Raw genomic sequence first — 19978 nt, forward strand, 5'->3', positions numbered from 1 at the left:
TAACACGCCCGGTTGAACGCCCACGGCCTACCACGGTTATCCCTGCGCCGAATCGGCGGAGGCAATAAAGGTTCAATCAGCTCCCACTGCTCATCGGTCAACAGCTTCTGCCGCTTCTTCATGACAAAAGCTCATCAGTCAACCCGCCTCACGCGTAAGTATCTGATCTGAGGCCGAACCTATTTATGAAACATGCTCTACTGAATTCCACAAGTTCATGGAGACGGTGCGCCAGAACCCAGATGTGTCACGGGCTTACGAGGTAAATCGAGAAAACACATCGGTGCGAATTCAGTACGACCCTAACCGGCGTGGTTTTGGCGGTGGCAGCCATCCTGCATTCGCACATGCTGCCGTCGTTGATCAAAACCCCGTGTATCACGCACTCAGCGACAAGGCAGACCAGCTGAACAGATCTGGGTTTACGGGTCTTCGTGGAATACTTTTGTGTGATGCTGGTTGCCAAATTCTACATGATCGAAGGACTCATTGGGCTTCTTACACAATTGACGAGGTTGTACAGTATTTTCTAAGGCAGCACCGTTCAGTGTCGTTCGTTGCAATCTTTGTGGTGGTTGACGAGAGTGGTTCGTTCGGCAAGAAGGCTCAACGGTTCATACAAACTTCACTCTATTTTGGCCAGGACACTGGCAATGATAAAGACGCAGTCCAAGAGTTGGTCGCGAATCTTGCCGCGCAGCTACCGACTCCGGAGCAGAGCCCGGTGAACGCGATGCTGCACATGAAGAGGAAAAACGGGATGACGGGAAGACATTTAGGACTACTCTCATGCGGAGGCTCCGTAGAGATGTCCGCACGGAAACTCTTGGAGATTATGGCAGGAACGATGACCCTTAAGGATTTCGAACGGACTATGGAATGAAGGTGGGAGAAAATCCATTCCGGTGGATGCTCTCACAGGGAAGGTTGATAAAGGAGATTGTTGTGGAAGCTCACCCTGAGTCCGACGACGATAGGCTAACAATCCACTTTGGCGAACCCGACCCGGCTATAGCCGCTTTTCGCGTGAAGGCATAGATAGAGGGCAGTTCCCGTAAGAGCACGCTGCGATGAGAGGTGATTGGAGGTGACACAGATTCCTGAGAGTTGGTTGATCGCAGTCAATCGGAGAATGGGGGCAGGTCAGTTGGTTCCGTGGTGACAAGCCGCTGGTCCGTTGTCTCTGGTACTGGCGTTGTCGTTTTCAGCGATGCTAGCCAGCCGACTGCAACAGCGACTTTCTCCGTGTCGGGCACGTACGTGCTTGAGCTCAGTGCGAACGATTCGCAGTACAACACCTCGTCAACCACCACAATCGTTGTGACTGATGCGGTGCCAAGCAGTCAGAATCAGCCGCCGGTTGTGACGGTGTCTGCTTTAGTGCCGGCAGTTGTTGGAGTCCCGCTGGTGCTGAACGGTACGGCAACTGACGACGGCCTGCCGAATGGCACACTCTCTGTTCGCTGGACGCAATCGAGTGGGCCTGCGTCTGCTGTTTTCGCCACACCATCGGCTGCTGCAACGCAGGTTACATTCAGCACGAGTGGAACATATGTTCTCCAATTGAGCGCGAACGATTCCCAATACACGAGCAGCATTTCAATCACAATTCCGGTGAATGCAACAAGCGCCAGCAGCACAACTCAGGCGCCCTATGCGAACGCCGGTGCCAGCTAGAGCATCACGTTGCCAACAACTGCCGCAACTCTCAGCGGCGCCGCTTGGCCTGTTGGCGTTTCCACGGGACAATTCACAATCTATTGGACAGAGATCAGTGGACCGGCGACCGTGGCATTTGCGAATCCATATGCTGCGAGCACGACGGCAACTTTTACAGCGAGTGGAATCTATCTGTTGCAACTTGCGGCCAGCAATGGCCAGTACACCACCACTTCCACAACAACAGTAGTAGTAAACCCTGCATCACAGGGGGGCGGTACAGGTCAGGTCAACCAGCCTCCGACATTGAAAGTGTCGGCGCCTGGTGCCGTGACCCTGCCCAGCAGCGCGGTCACATTTGTGGCAGCCGTGGCCGATGATGGGTTGCCGGCGGGAAGTACCGTCAGTCTGCTCTGGTCGCAGGTAAGCGGGCCCGCCACGGCTGTGATCGCGGCGCCCACTTCAGGCACTACAAAAGTTACGTTCACCCAGGCCGGGAGCTATGTCTTCCAACTCGTCGCAAGCGATTCGCAGCTTTCAACGACTGCGACAGTTCCAATCACTGTTCAGTCGCAGCCAGGACCAGTGCCTGCGGTTCAGCTTTCCCTCACCGATGGTCTTGATCTCAAATCGCCCGCTGCGATCAGTGGAACGATTTCCTCAGGTTCCTGGACGTTGTCATACGCTCCGATTACCGCCAACGGTGTCGGTGCCTATCAAACGTTTGCATCTGGAACCGGTCCTTCGTCGGGAGTTCTCGGGACTCTCGATCCGTCAGTCATGCTGAATGGCAACTACTCCGTTCGCCTGGCTACCACGGATCAATGGGGTCAGTCTGCAACCACCACCGCTGGCATCACAGTTGACGGCAATCTGAAGCTTGGCGCATTCTCCATCGCGTTTAGCGATCTGAGCGTCCCCTTGCCGGGGCTGCCGATCACCATCACTCGGACGTACGATTCACGAGATCGGACACAGGGAGACTTCGGTAACGGATGGAGGCTGGCTGTTACGAATGTTCGCGTTCAGAAGAATGGCGGAGCACTGGGAACTTCATGGGACGAAGAATTGTCGTGGAGTGGATATGCGGACGCATACTGTCTGCAGTCTGCCAAAAATCACACGGTGAGTGCGACATTCCCTGATGGGCGCGTCTACCGCTTTGCGGCGACCACGGCGAAGAACTGCCAGTCCTATGGCCCGCTGCTTGCTACGAACATTGCATTTGCGCAGGTCTCCACTGGGTCAAATACCGCCGGTGCAAAGTTGGAGCTATTGGATGGCGGGGATGTGACGGTCGACGGTCCGGTGCCGGGCGTCGTGAATCTGCTCGGTTATGACGGCAACGCATATGACGCCACTCAGTTCAAGCTGACAACGGCCGAAGGGTACGTCTATTACCTTGACCTCGGCAAAGGTGCGACGAAGGTCGTCGACCCGAACGGCAATGCATTGGTACTCAATAGCAACGGCGTTCAGTCGTCAACGGGCGTTAGCGTGGCGTTCTCGCGGGATAGCCAAGGGCGCATTCTTTCGGTGTCCGATCCGGCGGGTGCGCAGATTGCTTACGCTTATGACGGCACTGGCAACCTTGCGAGCGTCACTGATCGTGCTCAGAACCAGACCACCTTCGACTACGACAACAACCACTACTTGAAAGCCATCAAGGACCCACGTGGGGTTGCCGCGGTGCGCAGCGAGTACGACAACAGTGGTCGGTTGACCTCGACCACGGACGCCAATGGCAAAACGATCACCTACAATCCGAATCTCTCGGCCAACAACGAGCAGATCACGGACCGCCTTGGCAAGGTCACGCTGTACGAATACGACAACGACGGCAACATCACGCGCAAGACCGATCCGCTTGGCAATGTAACGTCGTACACCTACGACGCGAATGACAACAAGCTTTCAGAGACCATTAGTATCGGTGGTCGTGCGTTGACGACGAACTACACGTACGACACGCTTGGCAATGTGCTGACGCAATCGGACCCGTTGGGGCACACAACCAAATATTCGTACAACTCGCGCAAGCAGGCGCTGACCGTTACCGATCCGCTGAACAAGACTACGACCAACACCTACGATGCAAAGGGCAATCTGCTGACCACCTCGGACCCGAGCGGCAAGGTCACCAGCTATTCCTACAACGGCAACGGCACTGTCACATCGGTGACCGACCCGCTGAATGGCACGACAGGCTTTGGGTACGACGCGGGTGGAAACCTAGTCAGCCAAACCGACGCGCTGGGCAACACCAGTGCGTACACCTACGACGCAAATGGCAATAAGCTCTCGCAGACGGTAACGCGCACGCTCGCCAATTGCACCAGGCAGAGCCTGTTGACCAAGTTCGAGTACGATGGCAACAACCGCGTGACGAAGACGACCGCTGCGGACGGAAGCTACACGGAAGTCCACTACAACAGCATTGGCAAGCAGGACAAGACGTGGGATGCCAAGCGCAACCTGACTTCCTATGCCTACGACAATGATGGTCGTCTCAGCTCAACTGCCTATGCGGATGGCACCAGCGACAGCACCACCTATGATGCCGAGGGCCATCGTTTGAGCTACACCGACCGCGGCGGTCACACCACCTCCTACGCCTACGATGACGCCGGCCGCCTGACAGCCACGACGTATCCGGATGGTTCCAGCAGCACGACCGGCTACGATGCGGCGAGCCGGGTTGTATCCACGACGGACCGCAACGGAAACACTACAAGCTATGCGTATGACGATGCCGGTCGCCGAACGGGCACAACGGATGCGTTAAACCACGTGACCACATTTACCTACGATGCCGTCGGGCAGCAAACCTCGGTTACCGACGCGCGTGGCAGCATCGTTGCCTATTCCTACGATGCGAATGGCCGGCAAATACGGGTGGATTTCCCGGACAAGACATTCACCCTTACCGGCTATGACGCGCTTGGCCGCATGACGTTAAAGACCGACCAGGCCGGCGTGGTTACCGGTTACGGCTACGACGCTCTCGGGCGCCTGATCTCGGTCACGCAGGACGCTGGTGGGCTTAACCTCGTTACAAGCTATGGATACGACGAGCTGGGCAACCGCGTGGCGCAGACCGACGCCAACAACCACACAACGCGGTTCGCCTATGACGCGCAGGGCCGTCGCGCAGGACGTACGCTGCCGATGGGGCAGACGGAAAGTTACGCCTACGAGCCGAATGGCAACCTGGCTTCGCACACGGACTTCAACGGGCGCACGACAACCTTCGTCTATGACGCTGCCAACCGCCTGCTCTCAAAGACCGCCGATCCGTACTTTGCGCAGAACCAGCTTGGCGCGGCGCAGGTGAGCTTCACCTATACCGCCAGCGGCAAGCGCCAGTCGATGAACGACGCCAGAGGCACCACCACCTATACGTACGATCCACAAACCGACCGGCTCGCCTCAAAGCAGACGCCGTTCGGCGCCATCTCCTATACCTATGATGCAGCGGGCAATGTGACCTCCATCAGCTCGTCGAACACGAACGGTGCGGCCATGGGGTACACCTACGACAAGCTGAACCGCTTGTGGACCGTCACCGTTCCCGGCCAGTCGCCCACCATCTATGGGTATGACGAGGTTGGTAATCTTGCGGGCTATACTTACCCGAACGGCATGCAGACCGCGCTCCAATACGACGCGCTGAACCGGCTGACGGGGATGTCCTCCGCGTCAAAGGGAGCCTCTATTGCCAGCTACGCATACACGCTGGGAACGGCGGGGAACAGGACGTCGGTCACGGAGCTGAGCGGGCGGACTGTTGCCTACGGCTACGACAACCTGTACCGGCTGACTTCGGAGAGCATTGCCGGAGCGCCGTCTCAAAACGGAAGCCTTGGCTACGTCTACGACACAGTAGGCAACCGCCAGCAGATGACGTCGACCGTTTCGGCGCTGCCTGCGGGCTTGTGGAACTACGATGCGAACGACCGGGTTGCAACCGACGTATCGGACGCTGCCGGAAACATCGTGTCGCAGGCAGGCATCGCCAACCAGTACGACTTTGAGAACCACCTGGTGCAGAACGGGGGCATCGCGTACGTCTATGACGGGGACGGCAACCGGGTGTCGAAAACCGTGGGCGGGGAGACGACCAATTACCTAGTGGACATGCTGAACCCGACGGGCTACGCGCAGGTTCTGGAGGAGTTGGAGCCGGGCAGCGTGGCGCGCAGCTACACGTGGGGCCTGCAACTGGTCTCGAAACTCGAAACTGTAGACTCGAACCTGAGTTGGTACGGCTTCGATGGGCACGGCTCGGTGCGGCAGTTGTTCAGCGAGTCCGGCACGGTCACCGACACGTACGACTATGACGCCTTCGGCAACCTGATCAGCTCGACAGGCTCAACGCCGAACAACTATCTGTTTGCTGGCGAGCAGTACGACCCCGACCTCGGCCTCTACTACAACCGCGCCCGCTACCTCGATGTCCGCAGCGGCCGGTTCTGGGGGATGGATAACTTCGAGGGGGATCCGCAGTCGCCGACGTCGCTGCACAAGTATCTCTACGCAGATGCGAATCCAGCTAACCGGAGTGATCCCTCGGGACACGAAAGCATCGCTGAACTGGATATTGCTAGCGCTATTAGCGAGACGTTGCAGACGATATCCGGTGTTCAGAGAATGGTTCGGATCAAGGACGAGGTTTCTACTGTAATCGACTTGTTGGGAGCGATTAAGGATCTCGGCATATTGCTTGCCACTGAGGGAAGTGGAGGAGTTTTGGGTCTTGCGAGCAAAGTCGAATCTGCTGCCATTGACAGACTTGGGAAAGAGGCTGTGAATTTCCCCTTACAACTGTTTGAATCCGTTTCGAAGAATGCACTCCGAATTGCAAAGACGAATCTCCTCAGCCCGGCAAAGGATGCCAAGCTTGCTCGTGCATTCACAGCGTCGGATGCGGCGATACTGCTGTATCTCCCAGGCTTTGTCGGAAAAGTCCCTCCTATTTCAACGGGGCTAAAGGTTGCCGGACGACAACTGAAAATAACAACTCAAGGCGGAGGTGCACTGCTCGGCATGGGCTTCTCAGGAGGAACTGTCAGCGAGGTGCAATTGTTCCACGTTGACTTGGTTATTCCGCTTATCGCGCCAGGGCACGAAGGTCCAACCGGCAACGATCTGGATTCTTGGTATGACGGTCGTTGGCTGAACTATCAGGTTCCGAAGGATTGATGAAAATGATTGGCAGAGTTGCTTGTTTCTTACTCCGAGAAGAACTATTTCCCGTCCTAGAGGCGATGCAACATGTTTTTCCCGGTGCATCCGTGCGCGAGGACGACGAGGAGAAGCCTCCTCAGCGGTTCCCTGAACTCGTGAAAGAAGCGCTCCAATGGGAGACGCATGGACGGGATTGGTATCTACACGGGCCGCAAACGGGGAGCGAAATCCCGCCGGTGTTGAAGATGGCGCACCAAGACGGTGTTTCCTACCTTGATGGATGTGCACACGTTGAGAAGTTGAGCCAGGGGTATTCGTGGTCCCTGATACCGTGGGGTGTCTACGGCACAGGGCTGATGATGACCCTAATCGCTTCTGACGATGCGAGTTTTGCAAAGCTGACGAACTACTTGGCATTAGGACCCCGCAACCTGGCTGTGTCCTGTTACACAGTCGAGCAATTAAGAGACAAACAGTTCCGGGGTGCTATCTTTCGCTGTCCGCAAGAGTCCAGCGCGAGTGCCTTGTGGGAGCAGGGACGTGGTCGATGCGATTCGGCTTTGGCCCTGAGTGTTGAACGGCACGATTCTATCTCCACTCTGCCCGCGCAAGTAGAGATAGTCTCCGAAGCAGAGGGGTATCAGTTTGGCGTGGTTCGGCGGAGGTGGGTCCGCATTCATGATGAGCATGCCCTCAGTAAATACCTCAACAGCAGTGCGACAATCATCGTCACTGCTTCCGGTTTGGATGAAAGGATCAGTTGGTTAGCCTTGCAGGACTTTGCCCGTGTCGCTGACTACGTCAACAAGGACCGTCTTTCTTTCGGACTCAAAGCTCTGGAATCCGCCCCATGGATTTACATCCCTCGGCACGACGATCCCGCCTGGCAGATTTACATAAACCGAGATCCCGCCGTGACCCAACGTTTTCTCAATAGCGAAAAGCTGAGAGCAGCAGAGTACTTCTCGCACAAGTACTTCTGTTGAAGGACGGGTGGCCCAGAGTTGGCGCAGTTCCAACTCTGGGGGCCGGTGGCCCACTCCGCTCGCTGCTCGTTGAGTGGGGTTGTTCTTTGAAAACGGAATCACGGCACAATGTGCAGCGCTGCTTCTGAGTGGCTGGGCGAGAAGTTGGTACGGCTTCGATGGGCACGGCTCGGTGCGGCAGTTGTTCAGCGAGTCCGGCACGGTCACCGACACGTACGACTACGACGCCTTCGGCAACCTGATCAGCTCGACAGGCTCAACGGCGAACAACTATCTGTTTGCGGGTGAGCAGTTCGACCCGGACCTCGGGCTCTACTACAACCGCGCCCGCTACCTCGACGTCCGCAGCGGTAGGTTCTGGGGGATGGATACAGAAGAAGGCGACGACGAGGATCCAACCACCTTGCATAAGCATGTATTCACTGGGAACGATCCAGCCGACCGGACTGATAGAAGTGGCAATGACTTTGACCTTGGTTCGGTTGTGGAAGCCCTTGCTGTGGGTGCGACGATCTATGCACTTGCTACCCTTCAGTCCTCTCAATACGCAAAGGGCGGAAGTGCTGAACCACGGGGCGCTACGGCGCAAAGCGATCGTGGGGAAGAGTTTCTTAAGTGGCATGAAGGCAGACGTGGGCAGCCCATTTTGAAACCATACGACAAAGACGGATCAGCGACGGGGAACTGCACTATAGGCTGGGGGCACAAGATTCGCGACGGCCGTTGCCAGGTTCAGGATTTCGCCGCATATACGGGATTCGACCGAGGAGATGCAGAGGACCTTTTGTTCAAGGATGTCCAGCTCAGAGCGCTCTCTGCAATCCAGCGTCAAGTTCACGTTGGCCTCGCACAGCGAGAGCTAGATGCCCTAATTGATTTCACTTTCACCGTTGGTGGCGGAAATGCCAAGACCGGGAAAGGCGGACTCGCGAGCTCGGTTCTGCTGAAGCAACTCAACACAGGAAATTACAAACTAGCCGGAGACGGCTTTATGGGCTGGTTGGTGCCTCCGAGCATTCGGGGCCGACGGCAGGATGAGAAGAATCTGTGGAACAACGGAGACTATACATCAAATGGGCATCCGATCCAGTAGCGCGTGCGTGACGTTTTCGTCTGTACTGTTGTGGTGTCTTTGTCTGCTTGCGCTGTGCGGGTGCAACGACAAGCGATCCGGTACGGCAGCCGTCACGGAGAGCGGAAGTCAAATGGCCGATGGACATCCGCGGATGCCGGGCTCGCCGGCCGAATTCGCTAAGTCTTTGCAGCAGGCGCTTCAGGCTAGAGATCAAGCCAAGGTTCTTGGCCTGACGCGATTCCCCTTGAGGGTGGGAGAAGGTGAGACAAGGAGGGACGTTGACAAGGAAGTATTCAGCAGAGAATTTGACCAAATATGGGATTCGAGGGCGATCAAAGCCGTCCTAGGCGAGAGTGCTGAGCACTTTCGGGCTGACGATGACGCATTTGTTTTCGGTTGCGGAGAAGCTTGGTTCGAAAGACTGAAAGATGGTCAATTTAGGGTCACTGGAATAGGCATATCGCGGTTCAGAAGCGCCGGAATGTCGATCCAGGATTGCTACATGGTTCGAGACTTTGTTAACGAACTAAAAATTGCGGTTGCCAGCGACGAGAGAAGCAAGGTTGCCGGGATGGTGGCATACCCGTTACGTTATCACGGAAAAGGAAAGACGATACTGATCCACGACTCCCATCAAGCTTTGCTCGAATATGACAAGATATTCTCTTCCTCGCTCCGAAAGTCCATTGCCGAACAGCAGACCTGGGCGCTCGATTCTATGACGGATGGTGTAGCAATAGGGGACGGGGTCGTATGGATATCTGGCCCGCTGCCGGATGGGCAGTTCAGGGTAACGAGCATTTTTGAACCAACCGCGCACCAGTAGTCGTGAGGTTTAACCTTGCGTTTCTGGCGGGGCTTGGGAAGATGCGTTTGCAGGCTTCTGTCTGGCTCATGCGTGGCGGGGAGTGGTGGTCGCTGGCCTGGTGATCTTGGCGGGTGGCGTAGCCTTTCGGAAATAGGTGTTTCGGGTGCCCCATCCTTCTCGCGAAGCGAGAGGGTGGGGAGAGTTAGCAGTGTCACTGGTTACGTAGATTTCGCGATCGGTGCCTGCTGGGCCATCGGCTATTTTGTCAACCCGGATTCGTTGCCGGATCGACTTCGGCAGCGTGAGTTAGCGCCGCGAACCCGCAAGCCGCTCAGTGAATTTGTCTTTGCGGAGTGGGACGTTCCCGCCAAGCTCTAAGGTTGGTGGCAGAAGAAGGGCAATATGCATCCGCCCAGAGCGTATTTGCCCCCGGTGTATCTCCAGACTTTCGGTGCCGCTTTTATAGAACGAGGTTTTGGCCAGGTTCTTGGCGTTGATTGGTAGTTGCAAGTTTGCGAAGGTGCGTTAGCCGTTGTTTCATTTCAGTTGACACCCTTGGTGAGGATTGCCATTCGGTACAACTCCGGTACAAACGAGCGAGAGAAGGAACGGCTTTCAAGCCCCTAAGCGACACGCAGCAAAGCACTTAGAGTTTTTCTTTTCAGAGTTCGGGACCAGGGGGTCGGAGGTTCAAATCCTCTCTCCCCGACCATTAAATCCCACAGAATCACTGAATTACAGACGTCACCAATTTTCCAAACTCAGAAACTTGGGTCCTTTTGGGTCCAATAAGCGCTTCCACGGAGCGGACCGCCTTGCGTGCGTCCTCCGGAACCGCGTGCAGATAAACATCGCGCGTGATTTCCGAAGATGCGTGTCCGAGCGTCTGCTGAATCGTTCCGAGAGGCGTTCCCACCGAACTTTGCAGCGTAGCGTTCGCGTGCCGGAACCAGTGCCAGTTGACGCCCTTCAAGCCGAGCTTTTCGCAAACCGGTTTCAGTTGCCGGTTGAGAAGATTGCGTCGGCTGAGTGGCGAACCTAGGCGCGTTCGAAAAACAAGCGCATCCGGGGCGCACGTTTCAGGCTTGCGAGCCTTGAGCACGGCAATGCCAATGGGACCTAAAGGAACATCCCGTTTGCTCCGTTGTGTCTTCGGTTCGTCGAAGGTTCCTTCGTAGACGCTTTGCCGGACGCGAATCAACCCGGTTTCAAGGTCTACATCCTTCCACCGGATGGCGAGAATTTCACCGATCCGGAACCCACCGATGGTGAGCAACGTAGCAATCGTTTGCGAGGGCTCCGGAAGCGCTTCGAGAAGTTCTCGAATCTTACCCGGTGCAACCGGTACACGTTCCGGCTGCAACCCCCGGCGGGGAAGTTTTGTCTTCGGAACCGGATTCGAATCGATCAACTCATCGATTTCCGCTTTTCCTAAGACGGTTCCAAGCGTTACACGGATGTGCTTCACGGTTCGCCAAGAAAGACCAGCCGCTCGCTTACGGTTGAGCATGTCTTGAATTTCATGGCGAGTGATAAGGCGCATCTGCATATCACCAAGTTCTGGAATCAAATGGACGTTGGCAACGTATCGGTAATGGTTCTGTGTCGAGCGCTTCACGGTGGGCAACACTTCCGGAAGCCACCGGTCTTCAATGTAGGACCGGAGAGTCCAGTTGCGCCGCTGCTGAGCGGTTTCAGAGTTCACGGCATGGAGCCGATCGGCTGCCAGCCGCTCCGCATCACTGCGGGTGGGAATTTCGGAAACCGTTCCGAGAATTTCGGAGCGGCGAATCCGCCTACCGGTGCCATCCGGTTGCACAGCTTCATCCCACCAGCGCAGCACCCAAACCTTGGGGCGCTTGCCACGCTTCGAGAGCGAGCCTTGCTGGAATCGCTTTGTACGGATCATTCGTTCTCCACGATTGATCCGCTTAGGCGGTTCTGCGCTGGTTGGAAGTGTAGTGCTACGGGTGGCGTAGGACAAGGCTAGTTCTCCCGCAGCGTCCGTACCCAGGCGCGCACCGCGTCCGGTTCGAACCGGAGGTACTTGCCAAGCTTGATATGCGGAATCTTTTCGCAGCCGTCGCGCCGCGTACGGTCGTAAATCCACGACACCGGTACGCGCAGAAGTTCCGCGACCTCGGCAATTGTCAGGTACTCTTGCGTGATTTCTCGCTCTTCCATCATTCGCATGTCGTGATCCCCCAACCTCTCAAGTCCTGCTATGAGCACCCGGTCAAGCCTTGATGCCGTCGCCTTGAAGCTTTGCAAGCGTTGGACCCGGCGGCGGTGATTCAAGCGGCACCGCAAAAGCCTGAAGGAATCCCTCTTCGTCAAGCTGAACGTCGATGATCGTGAATAGACGTTGCTGCCGATGCTCGGCAGAGTCATCCCGCAGCATTCGAGCGAACCAGATGGAATGCTTCAGCAACTCCCACTTAATTTCAGACTTGAACTTCGGGCAAAGCTTGATTGCGCGCGAACACGTGATTCTGCGTGTCCCCTTGGGAGCAGAGAGCAGCAATTCCTTCGTCAGATACTTGGCCAGGTAATGCGAAACCTTGCGAATGGTTCCGTGCTCAATCCAAACGATGCGCCCGCCGCCCAGCTTGTCCCAAGTCTCACTGATCCATCTGTGTTCGATTCGACGATCAATCAGGATGTGAAGGTGCGGGCGTCCGTTCTTCGTGAACTCAAGCACGCAAATGTACTTTGGAGTCTCGCCAAACTTACGACGCAAGTAGGTGCGGAACTTGTTGAACGCTTCCCGAATGTGCTTTACGGAATCCTCGGCGCTCCCAAGCTTCGAAGGATCGAGCGTAAGCGTCAGGAAATAGGACAGGTCAACCGCTGCGGCTGTTTCGCGGATTGCCCGCCGCATACGCTTTGCCTTGCAAGGGCCACAATAGGAACACGACCACGAACCGCAGTTCACCCGGCGATACCGAACCGTACCGGTCTTGTGGTCAACCCCTCTGATTGAAAACCTGCCACAATGCTTGCCTCGTCCTTGGGGACGCGCATCAAGGTCATGAGGCTCTGTGTTTCGATTATTCGTTATTTGGTCAAGTGAAGAAGGCACGGGCGCTGCGCGCCCGATGAGGGCTCCGCCCTCAAACTCCCGGGACAGCTTTTCATCCTTACCGGCAGGCAGGAAGACTACCAACTTCCCGCCTGCCGCTTCGCAGGAGGCGGCGTGCCGTATAAGTCGCGGGGCGGAGCTGTCCAGGAACCGTTGCCCGCTCTGAGTTGCGCCGTGTCCTGCAAACTTGGTGCCCATATCAGTTCCCCTTGTTGTGCGCGTGCGGCCCGGAACAGACCGGGCACAGGTCACGCGAGGCGAAGCGCCGCTTGAGTTCCTGTTCGAAGTGGCCGTCCTTGCTGCGCCATAACCGCGCAACTCTCCAGCGAATGCCGCGCTCTGTAACGGCCCTGAGTAAAGGAGCCCCGCGCCCAGCTTTGTGCGCCTTGATCCGCTCCGCGACGTTGGTAGTGAAGCCGATGTAGTGCTGCGCGCGGTGATAGCGCCGGTCAAAGTGAATCAGGTAGACCGTCCCGGTAACGTGTCCGTGCCGCCGATGGTTGTAGAAGCGCATTAGAAGGGCACCCTTTCCGTAAGCACGATGAAGCGCCGCTTACTGGTTCCGCGCGGAATCCGGCTAATAAGCCATCCCCCGCGCCGTTTCGCCTTACGCTCTGCCTTGTCTTTCTCGGTGTACGAGCCGTGAAATTCGTAGGCATAGCCATCCCCTGCGGGCTTCTTCTTCCGCTTCATCGCGCCACCTCGTGGTTGGAGGTTGGGGCAGGTTGTGTGCTTTGGGAGGCATTTGCAGCAGACGTCGAATGGGTTTCAACCCACGTATGCACGTCTGAGAGGCGCTTGCCAAGCTCTGGCAGGGTGAAGTCTTTCAGCGCCTCAGCGGAAGCGCGTATACAGCTCGCGCAGAGAGAAATTGCTTGTGAGCACTTTTGAGCTCTGGGGCGAATCCGCTTCGTCGAGAGCAGCAGACTGAGTGAATAGCCCGCCGGTTGATCGCACCGCACGCATGTCGACATAGTGTTTCTCCAATTCACGAAGCCCTGCTTCGTTGTCAGTTGATGGTTCTTACTCTGTGGTATGCGTATGCGAAGAACTAGAGCGCTATTGTGAGAGCGGGTGTCTCATCTCGAAGAGGAGTTTGTCGATCCAGCGGCCCAAAATCGGCTTGGATTGTGACTGTCAATGGCTCAAAATAGGCGGGAGATTTGAGGGAGCGCATGGAAGATCAGAAGGCCGTATCGAAGCCAATAGACCCAATGTTCCTCGACAAAGTGATGAATCTCCTGGACGCGCTTATGCGCGATACGGGGGCGCCGACCTACGAGGCCGCAATGGAGAGGCACATCAAGATATTGGAGTTCTTTCTGGAGGGTGCGAAGGAACTGCGGACCCGCGAGAGCGCGAGGGAAGTGCTTGGGCGGCTTTCCGATCCTTCCCCTATGGAAAAGAGGATCATTCTCACGGTGCTCAAGTATTTCCCACAGCTTACGCGCTTTGGTATGCGGGCAGCGGCAGAACGGAGCGAAAGACTGTTGCCACCGATACCAAGTGGGCGGCCGAGCATCCCCTTGCAGAAGCAAGCCGAGGTTATCGCCTGTATTGGTAATCTAATTGTCAGTGGTTGTTCAGTTGAGGTCGCGAAGAAGCGCGCTGCAATGCGCTTCAATCTGAGCGAAAGCACAGTCCAGCGAATTTGGGATGATCGGGGCAGTCACGAAGAAGGAGATTTTCAAACGGCCCTCGCATTCGTTCGAGGTCTCGCTGAGCCCAAGTAGGCGCGGCTCTGGGAACGTTCAGAGTTCTCTCTTTTTCCCCTATCGCCCAAGTCGTATCATCTCCACAGCGGCAGCGTGAAAGTGCTAGGCATTGTCGGCGGGGCATCACGTGTATTCTGACCGTCACAGATAGCTTTTCCCTGAGATCATGCTGAAAGAAATGGTCTTGTCTGCTGTTCGCGGGCAAGCAGAATTCTAGGGTCCACAATCATTCTTATGTTTGAACAAGTATTCAAGAGCGTTGACGACATTTTGCGGAAAGAAGCCGGTTGCACCACCGAGCTGGATTACACCGAGCAGACCTCTTGGCTGCTCTTCCTTAAGTACCTGGACGATCTTGAGCAGGATCGTGCTGCCGAGGCTGCCCTCGAAGGCAAGAAGTACAGCCACATTCTCGATGCGCCCTACCGGTGGGGCACCTGGGCTGCGCCGAAGCAGAAGGACGGCACGCTTGACCACAACAAAGCGCAAACCGGCGACGACCTCCGCGACTTCGTAACCCTCAAGCTGTTTCCTTACCTGCAAGGGTTCAAGCAGAGGGCAAGCGGGCCGAACACCATCGAGTACAAGATTGGTGAGATTTTCGGCGAGATCAAGAACAAGATTCAGAGCGGCTACAATCTGCGCGAGATCATCGACCACATCGACGGGCTGCGCTTCCGCTCACAGGTTGAGAAGCACGAGCTTTCGCATCTGTACGAAGCGAAGATCAAGAACATGGGCAACGCCGGACGCAACGGTGGCGAGTACTACACGCCGCGTCCTCTGATTCGTGCCATCGTTCAGGTGGTGAAGCCGAAGATCGGCGAGAAGATTTACGACGGTGCCGTGGGCTCTGCCGGGTTCTTGTGCGAAGCCTACGTCTACCTGAGCGCGAAGCCGAAGCTGACGACCAAGGACTTGAAGACGCTTCAGGAGCGCACCTTCTACGGAAAGGAAAAGAAGTCCCTGGCCTATGTCATCGCGATCATGAACATGATCCTGCATGGCATTGAGGCTCCGAACATCATCCACACCAACACGCTCACTGAGAACCTTGCCGACATTCAGGAAAAGGACCGGGTGGACGTGATTATGGCGAATCCGCCATTTGGCGGAAAAGAGCGCAAGGAAGTTCAGCAGAACTTCCCGATCCGTACCGGCGAAACGGCATTCTTGTTCTTGCAGCACTTCATCCGGATGCTGCGGGCGGGTGGCCGTGCGGGCGTGGTCATTAAGAATACATTTCTGTCGAACAGTGACAATGCCTCGGTCAGTCTGCGGAAGATGCTGCTGGAAAGCTGCAACCTGCACACGATTCTGGATTGTCCCGGCGGCACCTTCCAGGGCGCGGGCGTCAAGACCGTGGTGCTGTTCTTTGAGAAGGGCGCGCCCACGCGCAACACTTGGTACTACCAGCTTGATCCGGGCCGCAGCCTTGGCAAAACGAATCCACTAAACGACGACGACCTCGCCGAGTTTATTGAATTGCAGAAGACTTCCGCCGACTCTCCGAAGAGCTGGAGCGTTGACGCAAAGGACATCGACAAGAACACCTTCGATCTGTCCGTGAAGAATCCGAATGGCGGCGAAGAAGTAAAGCACCGCACTCCTCTGGAGATTCTGGAGGAGATTGCCGCGCTTGATGCCGAGAGCGCCGAAGTGCTGGAAAGCATAAAGGCGCTGCTATGAAGAATGGATGGCAGACCAGAACCTTGGCGGAGGTCTGTGAGATTAGGCCTTCAAAGGCGGAAGCTCGCAAACGTGTCCCTGCGGATGGATTGGTCTCGTTTGCGCCAATGGAAGATTTAGGAATTGACCGCAAGTTCCTTAATGTGTCCCAGGCCAAACCCCTTTCCTCAGTTGTTGGGAGTTATACGTACTTCGCAGACGGCGACGTAGTCCTCGCCAAGATTACCCCCTGCTTCGAGAACGGAAAACTCGGAATTGCAACTGGTCTAAAGAATGGTGTCGGCTTTGGCTCAAGTGAATTCATGGTTTTTCGACCTTCGGCTAGCCTCGACAAAGAATTTCTGTACTACTTTTTATCTCGCCCTCAATTTCGTACCGAGGGCGCTGAGCGGATGGGAGGGGCAGTCGGTCAGCAACGGGTCTCAAAGGAGTTTATTGAGAGCTATCGAATTCCTGTCCCGCCACTTCCCGAGCAGAAGCGGATTGTCGGCATTCTCGATGAAGCGTTTGAGGGTATTGCCACCGCCAAATCCAACGCCGAAAAGAATCTCCAGAATGCCCGCGCAATTTTTGAAAGTCAGCTTCAATTGGTGTTCACCCGACGCGGCAAAGGGTGGGTGGACCGGCAATTGGCCTCGCTTTGCTCTGAAATAACTGTTGGTCATGTCGGACCTATGAAGACAGAATATAAGGAAACTGGTATCCCTTTCCTGAGGTCTCAAAACATACGCCCATTTGAGATTTCGATGGATAACGCCATGTACATCGATGAGTCGTTTCATCATGCTCTCAAGAAATCTCAACTGCGCCCCGGCGATCTTGCGATTGTGAGAACTGGCTATCCCGGAACCGCTGCGGTCATTCCACCTGACCTGCCGGATTCCAATTGCAGCGATTTGGTAATTGTCCGTCCTGGCAATGAAGTGAATCCGCATTTCCTCGCAGCATTTTTCAACTCAACTTTTGGAAAGCAACTCGTCCTCGGAAAGATTGTAGGAGCAGCCCAGAAGCACTTCAATATAACTGCGGCGAAGGAGGTAATGCTCCACGTTCCCTCTGTACCAGAACAGTGCGCCATAGTTGCTCAGTTCGACGATCTTCGAGAAGAGACCAAGCGTCTCGAATCCATCTACCAGCAAAAGCTCGTGGCCCTTGAGGAACTCAAGAAGTCACTTTTGCACCAAGCATTCACCGGTCAACTATAAGAAACGAACATGAACGAATCCGAAACCAGAGCAGAACATATCGATCCGGCCCTCAAAGCCTCCGGATGGGGAGTGACAGAGGGGAGCCGTATTCGGCGCGAGTTCAACATTGTGCCGGGGCGCATCGAAGGCCAAGGCCGTCGCGGAAAGCCGCTGACGGCGGATTATGTTTTGGAGTATCGGAACACCAAGCTCGCAGTTGTTGAGGCCAAGGCCTGGGACAAGCAACTGACCGAGGGCGTTGCACAGGCCAAGGATTACGCCGAAAAGCTCGCCCTCCGTTTTACATACTCGACCAATGGCCAGGGCATCTACGGCATCGATATGCTGACCGGCAAGGAAGGCGAGACCTCTCGCTATCCGACTCCGGATGAGCTCTGGCAGCAAACCTTCGCCGTCGCCAACTCATGGCGCGACCGCTTCGCCGCCATCCCGTACCCGGATAAGAGCGGCACATGGACGATTCGCTTCTATCAGGAGATTGCCGTCAATCGCGTTCTGCAGGCTATTGAAGATGGCCGCGACCGCGTTCTGCTGACCCTCGCCACCGGCACCGGAAAAACCTCTATTGCGTTCCAGATTGCCTGGAAGCTGTTTAGTGCACGGTGGAACCTGACGGACTGGAAAAAGAGTGGTTCGCCAACCCGGCGGCCACGCATCCTGTTCCTTGCCGACCGAAACACGCTGGCCGATCAAGCGTATAACGACTTCACCTCATTCGCGGCCTTTGCGGATGACGCCCTGGCGCGTATCAAGCCGGAAGACATTCGCAAGAAGGGGAAGGTACCGAAGAACGCCAGCGTCTTCTTTACGATCTTCCAAACCTTCATGAGCGGTCCGCCGAAGGATGAAAAGCCGTCGCCATACTTCGGCGAGTATCCGCCGGACTTTTTCGATTTCATCGTGATTGACGAATGCCACCGGGGCGGCGCGAACGACGAGAGCAACTGGCGCGGCATCATGGAGTACTTCTCCCCGGCGGTGCAGCTTGGGTTGACTGCCACGCCGAAGCGCCAGGAGAACGCCGACACCTACGCATACTTCGGCGAACCGGTGTTCATCTATTCGCTGAAAGAGGGAATCAACGACGGCTTCCTCACACCGTTCCGGGTAAAGCAGATTTCGACCACGCTGGATGAATACGTCTATACGCCCGACGACAAGGTTGTGGAAGGCGAGGTCGAGAACGGCAAGCGGTACACCGAAGAAGACTTCAACCGCATCATCGAGATTAAGGAGCGCGAAGCGCACCGGGTCAAGCTGTTTATGGAGCAGATTGACCAAAGGGAGAAGACTCTCGTCTTTTGCGCGACGCAAGACCATGCCCTGGCCGTGCGGGATCTGATCAATCAGATGAAGACCAGTACAGATCCCAACTATTGCCAGAGAGTGACGGCAAACGATGGGACTCTCGGCGATCAGCACTTGCGGGAGTTTCAGGACAACGAAAAGACGATTCCGACGATCCTGACGACTTCGCAAAAGCTCTCGACCGGCGTGGATGCACGCAACATCCGCAACATTGTGCTGATGCGCCCGATCAACTCCATGATCGAGTTCAAGCAGATTATCGGGCGTGGGACCCGCCTTTACGACGGTAAGGACTATTTCACGATCTACGACTTCGTAAAGGCATATCACCTTTTCAGCGATCCTGAGTGGGATGGCGAACCTATGGAGCCGGAGCCGTGCGAGAAATGCGGCTTCTATCCTTGCCAATGCGCCAAGCCGGAACCGAAGCCCTGCCCTGAATGTGGTCAACTGCCTTGTGTGTGCCCCAAGGAGTCGTGCGAGAAGTGTGGCAAGCGTCCGTGCGTGTGTGAGCGCAAGAAGAAGGCGAAGGTAAAGCTGGCGGACGGCAAAGAACGGAACATCCAGCACATGATTGCAACAACTTTTTGGCATCCGGATGGAACGCCAATGTCGGCGCAGCAATTCATGGAGGCAATGTTTGGGAAGCTGCCGGAGTTCTTCAAGAACGAAGAAGAACTTCGCGAACTGTGGAGCCTGCCGGAAACTCGACGCAAACTGCTCGACGGGCTGGCAGAGAACGGATTTGGCCGCGACCAGCTTGCCGAGATGCAGAAGATTATCGACGCCGAAAAGAGCGATTTGTTCGATGTTCTTGCGTATGTCGCGTATGCCATGCCGACGCTAACCCGCGAGGAGCGAGCAACCCGTGCGCGGGTCGCAATTGGCGAGCAGTTCACGACGAAGCAAAGAGCCTTTCTGGAGTTTGTGCTCGCGCATTACGTTGGCGTTGGCGTTGAAGAACTCGGGATGGAGAAGCTCACACCATTACTGCGGCTCAAGTACGACAACTCCATCGCAGATGCAATTGCCGATCTAGGTAAGCCGGAAGAAATAGGAGCGCTCTTCGGAGGGTTTCAGAAGTATCTTTATAAGATCATCGCTTCGCCTGATTCTCGCTCCTGACCCAGCACTGGCAATGGGAGTGTGCCTCCTTGGGGAAGGCACACTCGGTTGCGGGGTGTCGGTTGGAGTTAGCGATGAAGGTTAGGGTTTAGCTAACGAGAACACGCTTGGCTAAATTCTGTGGCCCTAGTTTCAT

General features: G+C 55.9%; 15 protein-coding genes. 10 read left to right on the forward strand and 5 right to left on the reverse strand.

Features of this window, described 5'->3' with window-relative positions; all coding sequences use genetic code 11:
- Positions 1 to 217 precede the first annotated feature (217 nt).
- The 6 genes from AC6IZO_RS00005 to AC6IZO_RS00030 all read left to right on the forward strand — a co-directional run bounded on the left by AC6IZO_RS00005 (position 218) and on the right by AC6IZO_RS00030 (position 9733).
- Positions 218 to 883, forward strand: a complete 666-nt coding sequence (locus AC6IZO_RS00005) for a hypothetical protein (RefSeq protein WP_497806705.1) — start codon at positions 218 to 220, stop codon at positions 881 to 883.
- A 524-nt stretch (positions 884 to 1407) separates the two neighbouring features.
- Positions 1408 to 1677, forward strand: a complete 270-nt coding sequence (locus tag AC6IZO_RS00010; protein WP_497809996.1) for a PKD domain-containing protein — start codon at positions 1408 to 1410, stop codon at positions 1675 to 1677.
- Positions 1678 to 1854: 177 nt separating this feature from the next.
- On the forward strand, positions 1855 to 6861 hold the full coding sequence (locus AC6IZO_RS00015) for an RHS repeat-associated core domain-containing protein (protein ID WP_497806707.1): 5007 nt from the start codon (positions 1855 to 1857) through the stop codon (positions 6859 to 6861).
- Positions 6861 to 7832 carry a hypothetical protein gene (locus AC6IZO_RS00020; protein ID WP_497806709.1) on the forward strand — a complete coding sequence of 324 codons (972 nt, stop codon included), beginning with the start codon at positions 6861 to 6863 and terminating at the stop codon, positions 7830 to 7832. Before AC6IZO_RS00015 ends, AC6IZO_RS00020 begins: the two co-directional genes overlap by 1 nt.
- Positions 7833 to 7911: 79 nt before the next feature.
- Positions 7912 to 8925, forward strand: coding sequence for a glycoside hydrolase family protein (locus AC6IZO_RS00025; protein WP_497806711.1), 1014 nt, complete (start codon positions 7912 to 7914; stop codon positions 8923 to 8925).
- Positions 8926 to 9037: 112 nt separating this feature from the next.
- Positions 9038 to 9733, forward strand: coding sequence for a hypothetical protein (locus AC6IZO_RS00030; protein ID WP_497806713.1), 696 nt, complete (start codon positions 9038 to 9040; stop codon positions 9731 to 9733).
- A gap of 709 nt (positions 9734 to 10442) precedes the next feature.
- On the opposite strand, the gene AC6IZO_RS00035 is transcribed toward AC6IZO_RS00030, so the two are convergent.
- The 5 genes from AC6IZO_RS00035 to AC6IZO_RS00055 all read right to left on the reverse strand — a co-directional run bounded on the left by AC6IZO_RS00035 (position 10443) and on the right by AC6IZO_RS00055 (position 13490).
- Positions 10443 to 11624, reverse strand: a complete 1182-nt coding sequence (locus AC6IZO_RS00035; protein ID WP_497806715.1) for a tyrosine-type recombinase/integrase — start codon at positions 11622 to 11624, stop codon at positions 10443 to 10445.
- A gap of 77 nt (positions 11625 to 11701) precedes the next feature.
- Positions 11702 to 11908, reverse strand: a complete 207-nt coding sequence (locus tag AC6IZO_RS00040; RefSeq protein WP_497806717.1) for a helix-turn-helix domain-containing protein — start codon at positions 11906 to 11908, stop codon at positions 11702 to 11704.
- 43 nt (positions 11909 to 11951) lie between these two features.
- Positions 11952 to 12995, reverse strand: coding sequence for a rolling circle replication-associated protein (locus tag AC6IZO_RS00045; protein WP_497806719.1), 1044 nt, complete (start codon positions 12993 to 12995; stop codon positions 11952 to 11954).
- A gap of 1 nt (position 12996) precedes the next feature.
- Entirely contained in the window at positions 12997 to 13311 is a 315-nt protein-coding gene (locus tag AC6IZO_RS00050; protein ID WP_497806721.1) for a GIY-YIG nuclease family protein, read from the reverse strand.
- Positions 13311 to 13490 carry a hypothetical protein gene (locus tag AC6IZO_RS00055; protein ID WP_497806723.1) on the reverse strand — a complete coding sequence of 60 codons (180 nt, stop codon included), beginning with the start codon at positions 13488 to 13490 and terminating at the stop codon, positions 13311 to 13313. Before AC6IZO_RS00055 ends, AC6IZO_RS00050 begins: the two co-directional genes overlap by 1 nt.
- Positions 13491 to 13972: 482 nt before the next feature.
- Here AC6IZO_RS00055 and AC6IZO_RS00060 point away from each other — a divergent pair, with 482 nt between their 5' ends.
- The 4 genes from AC6IZO_RS00060 to hsdR all read left to right on the forward strand — a co-directional run bounded on the left by AC6IZO_RS00060 (position 13973) and on the right by hsdR (position 19842).
- Entirely contained in the window at positions 13973 to 14530 is a 558-nt protein-coding gene (locus AC6IZO_RS00060; RefSeq protein WP_497806725.1) for a hypothetical protein, read from the forward strand.
- A gap of 216 nt (positions 14531 to 14746) precedes the next feature.
- Positions 14747 to 16201, forward strand: a complete 1455-nt coding sequence (locus tag AC6IZO_RS00065; RefSeq protein WP_497806727.1) for a type I restriction-modification system subunit M — start codon at positions 14747 to 14749, stop codon at positions 16199 to 16201.
- Positions 16198 to 17406 (forward strand): restriction endonuclease subunit S, encoded by a 1209-nt coding sequence (locus AC6IZO_RS00070; RefSeq protein ID WP_497806729.1) that lies wholly within the window; start codon positions 16198 to 16200, stop codon positions 17404 to 17406. The genes AC6IZO_RS00065 and AC6IZO_RS00070 overlap by 4 nt, the downstream gene beginning before the upstream one ends.
- Positions 17407 to 17415: 9 nt before the next feature.
- Complete coding sequence (gene hsdR, locus AC6IZO_RS00075) at positions 17416 to 19842, forward strand: EcoAI/FtnUII family type I restriction enzme subunit R (protein ID WP_497806731.1); 2427 nt, start codon at positions 17416 to 17418, stop codon at positions 19840 to 19842.
- Positions 19843 to 19978 lie beyond the last annotated feature (136 nt).

This window comes from Oryzophilus luti (assembly GCF_059726245.1).

Coding starts and splice junctions, on each gene's coding strand:
- AC6IZO_RS00005 (WP_497806705.1), top strand. CDS start 218: ATGGAGACGGTGCGCCAGAACCCAGATGTGTCACGGGCTTACGAGGTA.
- AC6IZO_RS00020 (WP_497806709.1), top strand. CDS start 6,861: ATGAAAATGATTGGCAGAGTTGCTTGTTTCTTACTCCGAGAAGAACTA.
- AC6IZO_RS00030 (WP_497806713.1), top strand. CDS start 9,038: ATGGCCGATGGACATCCGCGGATGCCGGGCTCGCCGGCCGAATTCGCT.
- AC6IZO_RS00035 (WP_497806715.1), bottom strand. CDS start 11,624: ATGATCCGTACAAAGCGATTCCAGCAAGGCTCGCTCTCGAAGCGTGGC.
- AC6IZO_RS00040 (WP_497806717.1), bottom strand. CDS start 11,908: ATGCGAATGATGGAAGAGCGAGAAATCACGCAAGAGTACCTGACAATT.
- AC6IZO_RS00045 (WP_497806719.1), bottom strand. CDS start 12,995: ATGGGCACCAAGTTTGCAGGACACGGCGCAACTCAGAGCGGGCAACGG.
- AC6IZO_RS00050 (WP_497806721.1), bottom strand. CDS start 13,311: ATGCGCTTCTACAACCATCGGCGGCACGGACACGTTACCGGGACGGTC.
- AC6IZO_RS00055 (WP_497806723.1), bottom strand. CDS start 13,490: ATGAAGCGGAAGAAGAAGCCCGCAGGGGATGGCTATGCCTACGAATTT.
- AC6IZO_RS00060 (WP_497806725.1), top strand. CDS start 13,973: ATGGAAGATCAGAAGGCCGTATCGAAGCCAATAGACCCAATGTTCCTC.
- AC6IZO_RS00065 (WP_497806727.1), top strand. CDS start 14,747: ATGTTTGAACAAGTATTCAAGAGCGTTGACGACATTTTGCGGAAAGAA.
- AC6IZO_RS00070 (WP_497806729.1), top strand. CDS start 16,198: ATGAAGAATGGATGGCAGACCAGAACCTTGGCGGAGGTCTGTGAGATT.
- hsdR (WP_497806731.1), top strand. CDS start 17,416: ATGAACGAATCCGAAACCAGAGCAGAACATATCGATCCGGCCCTCAAA.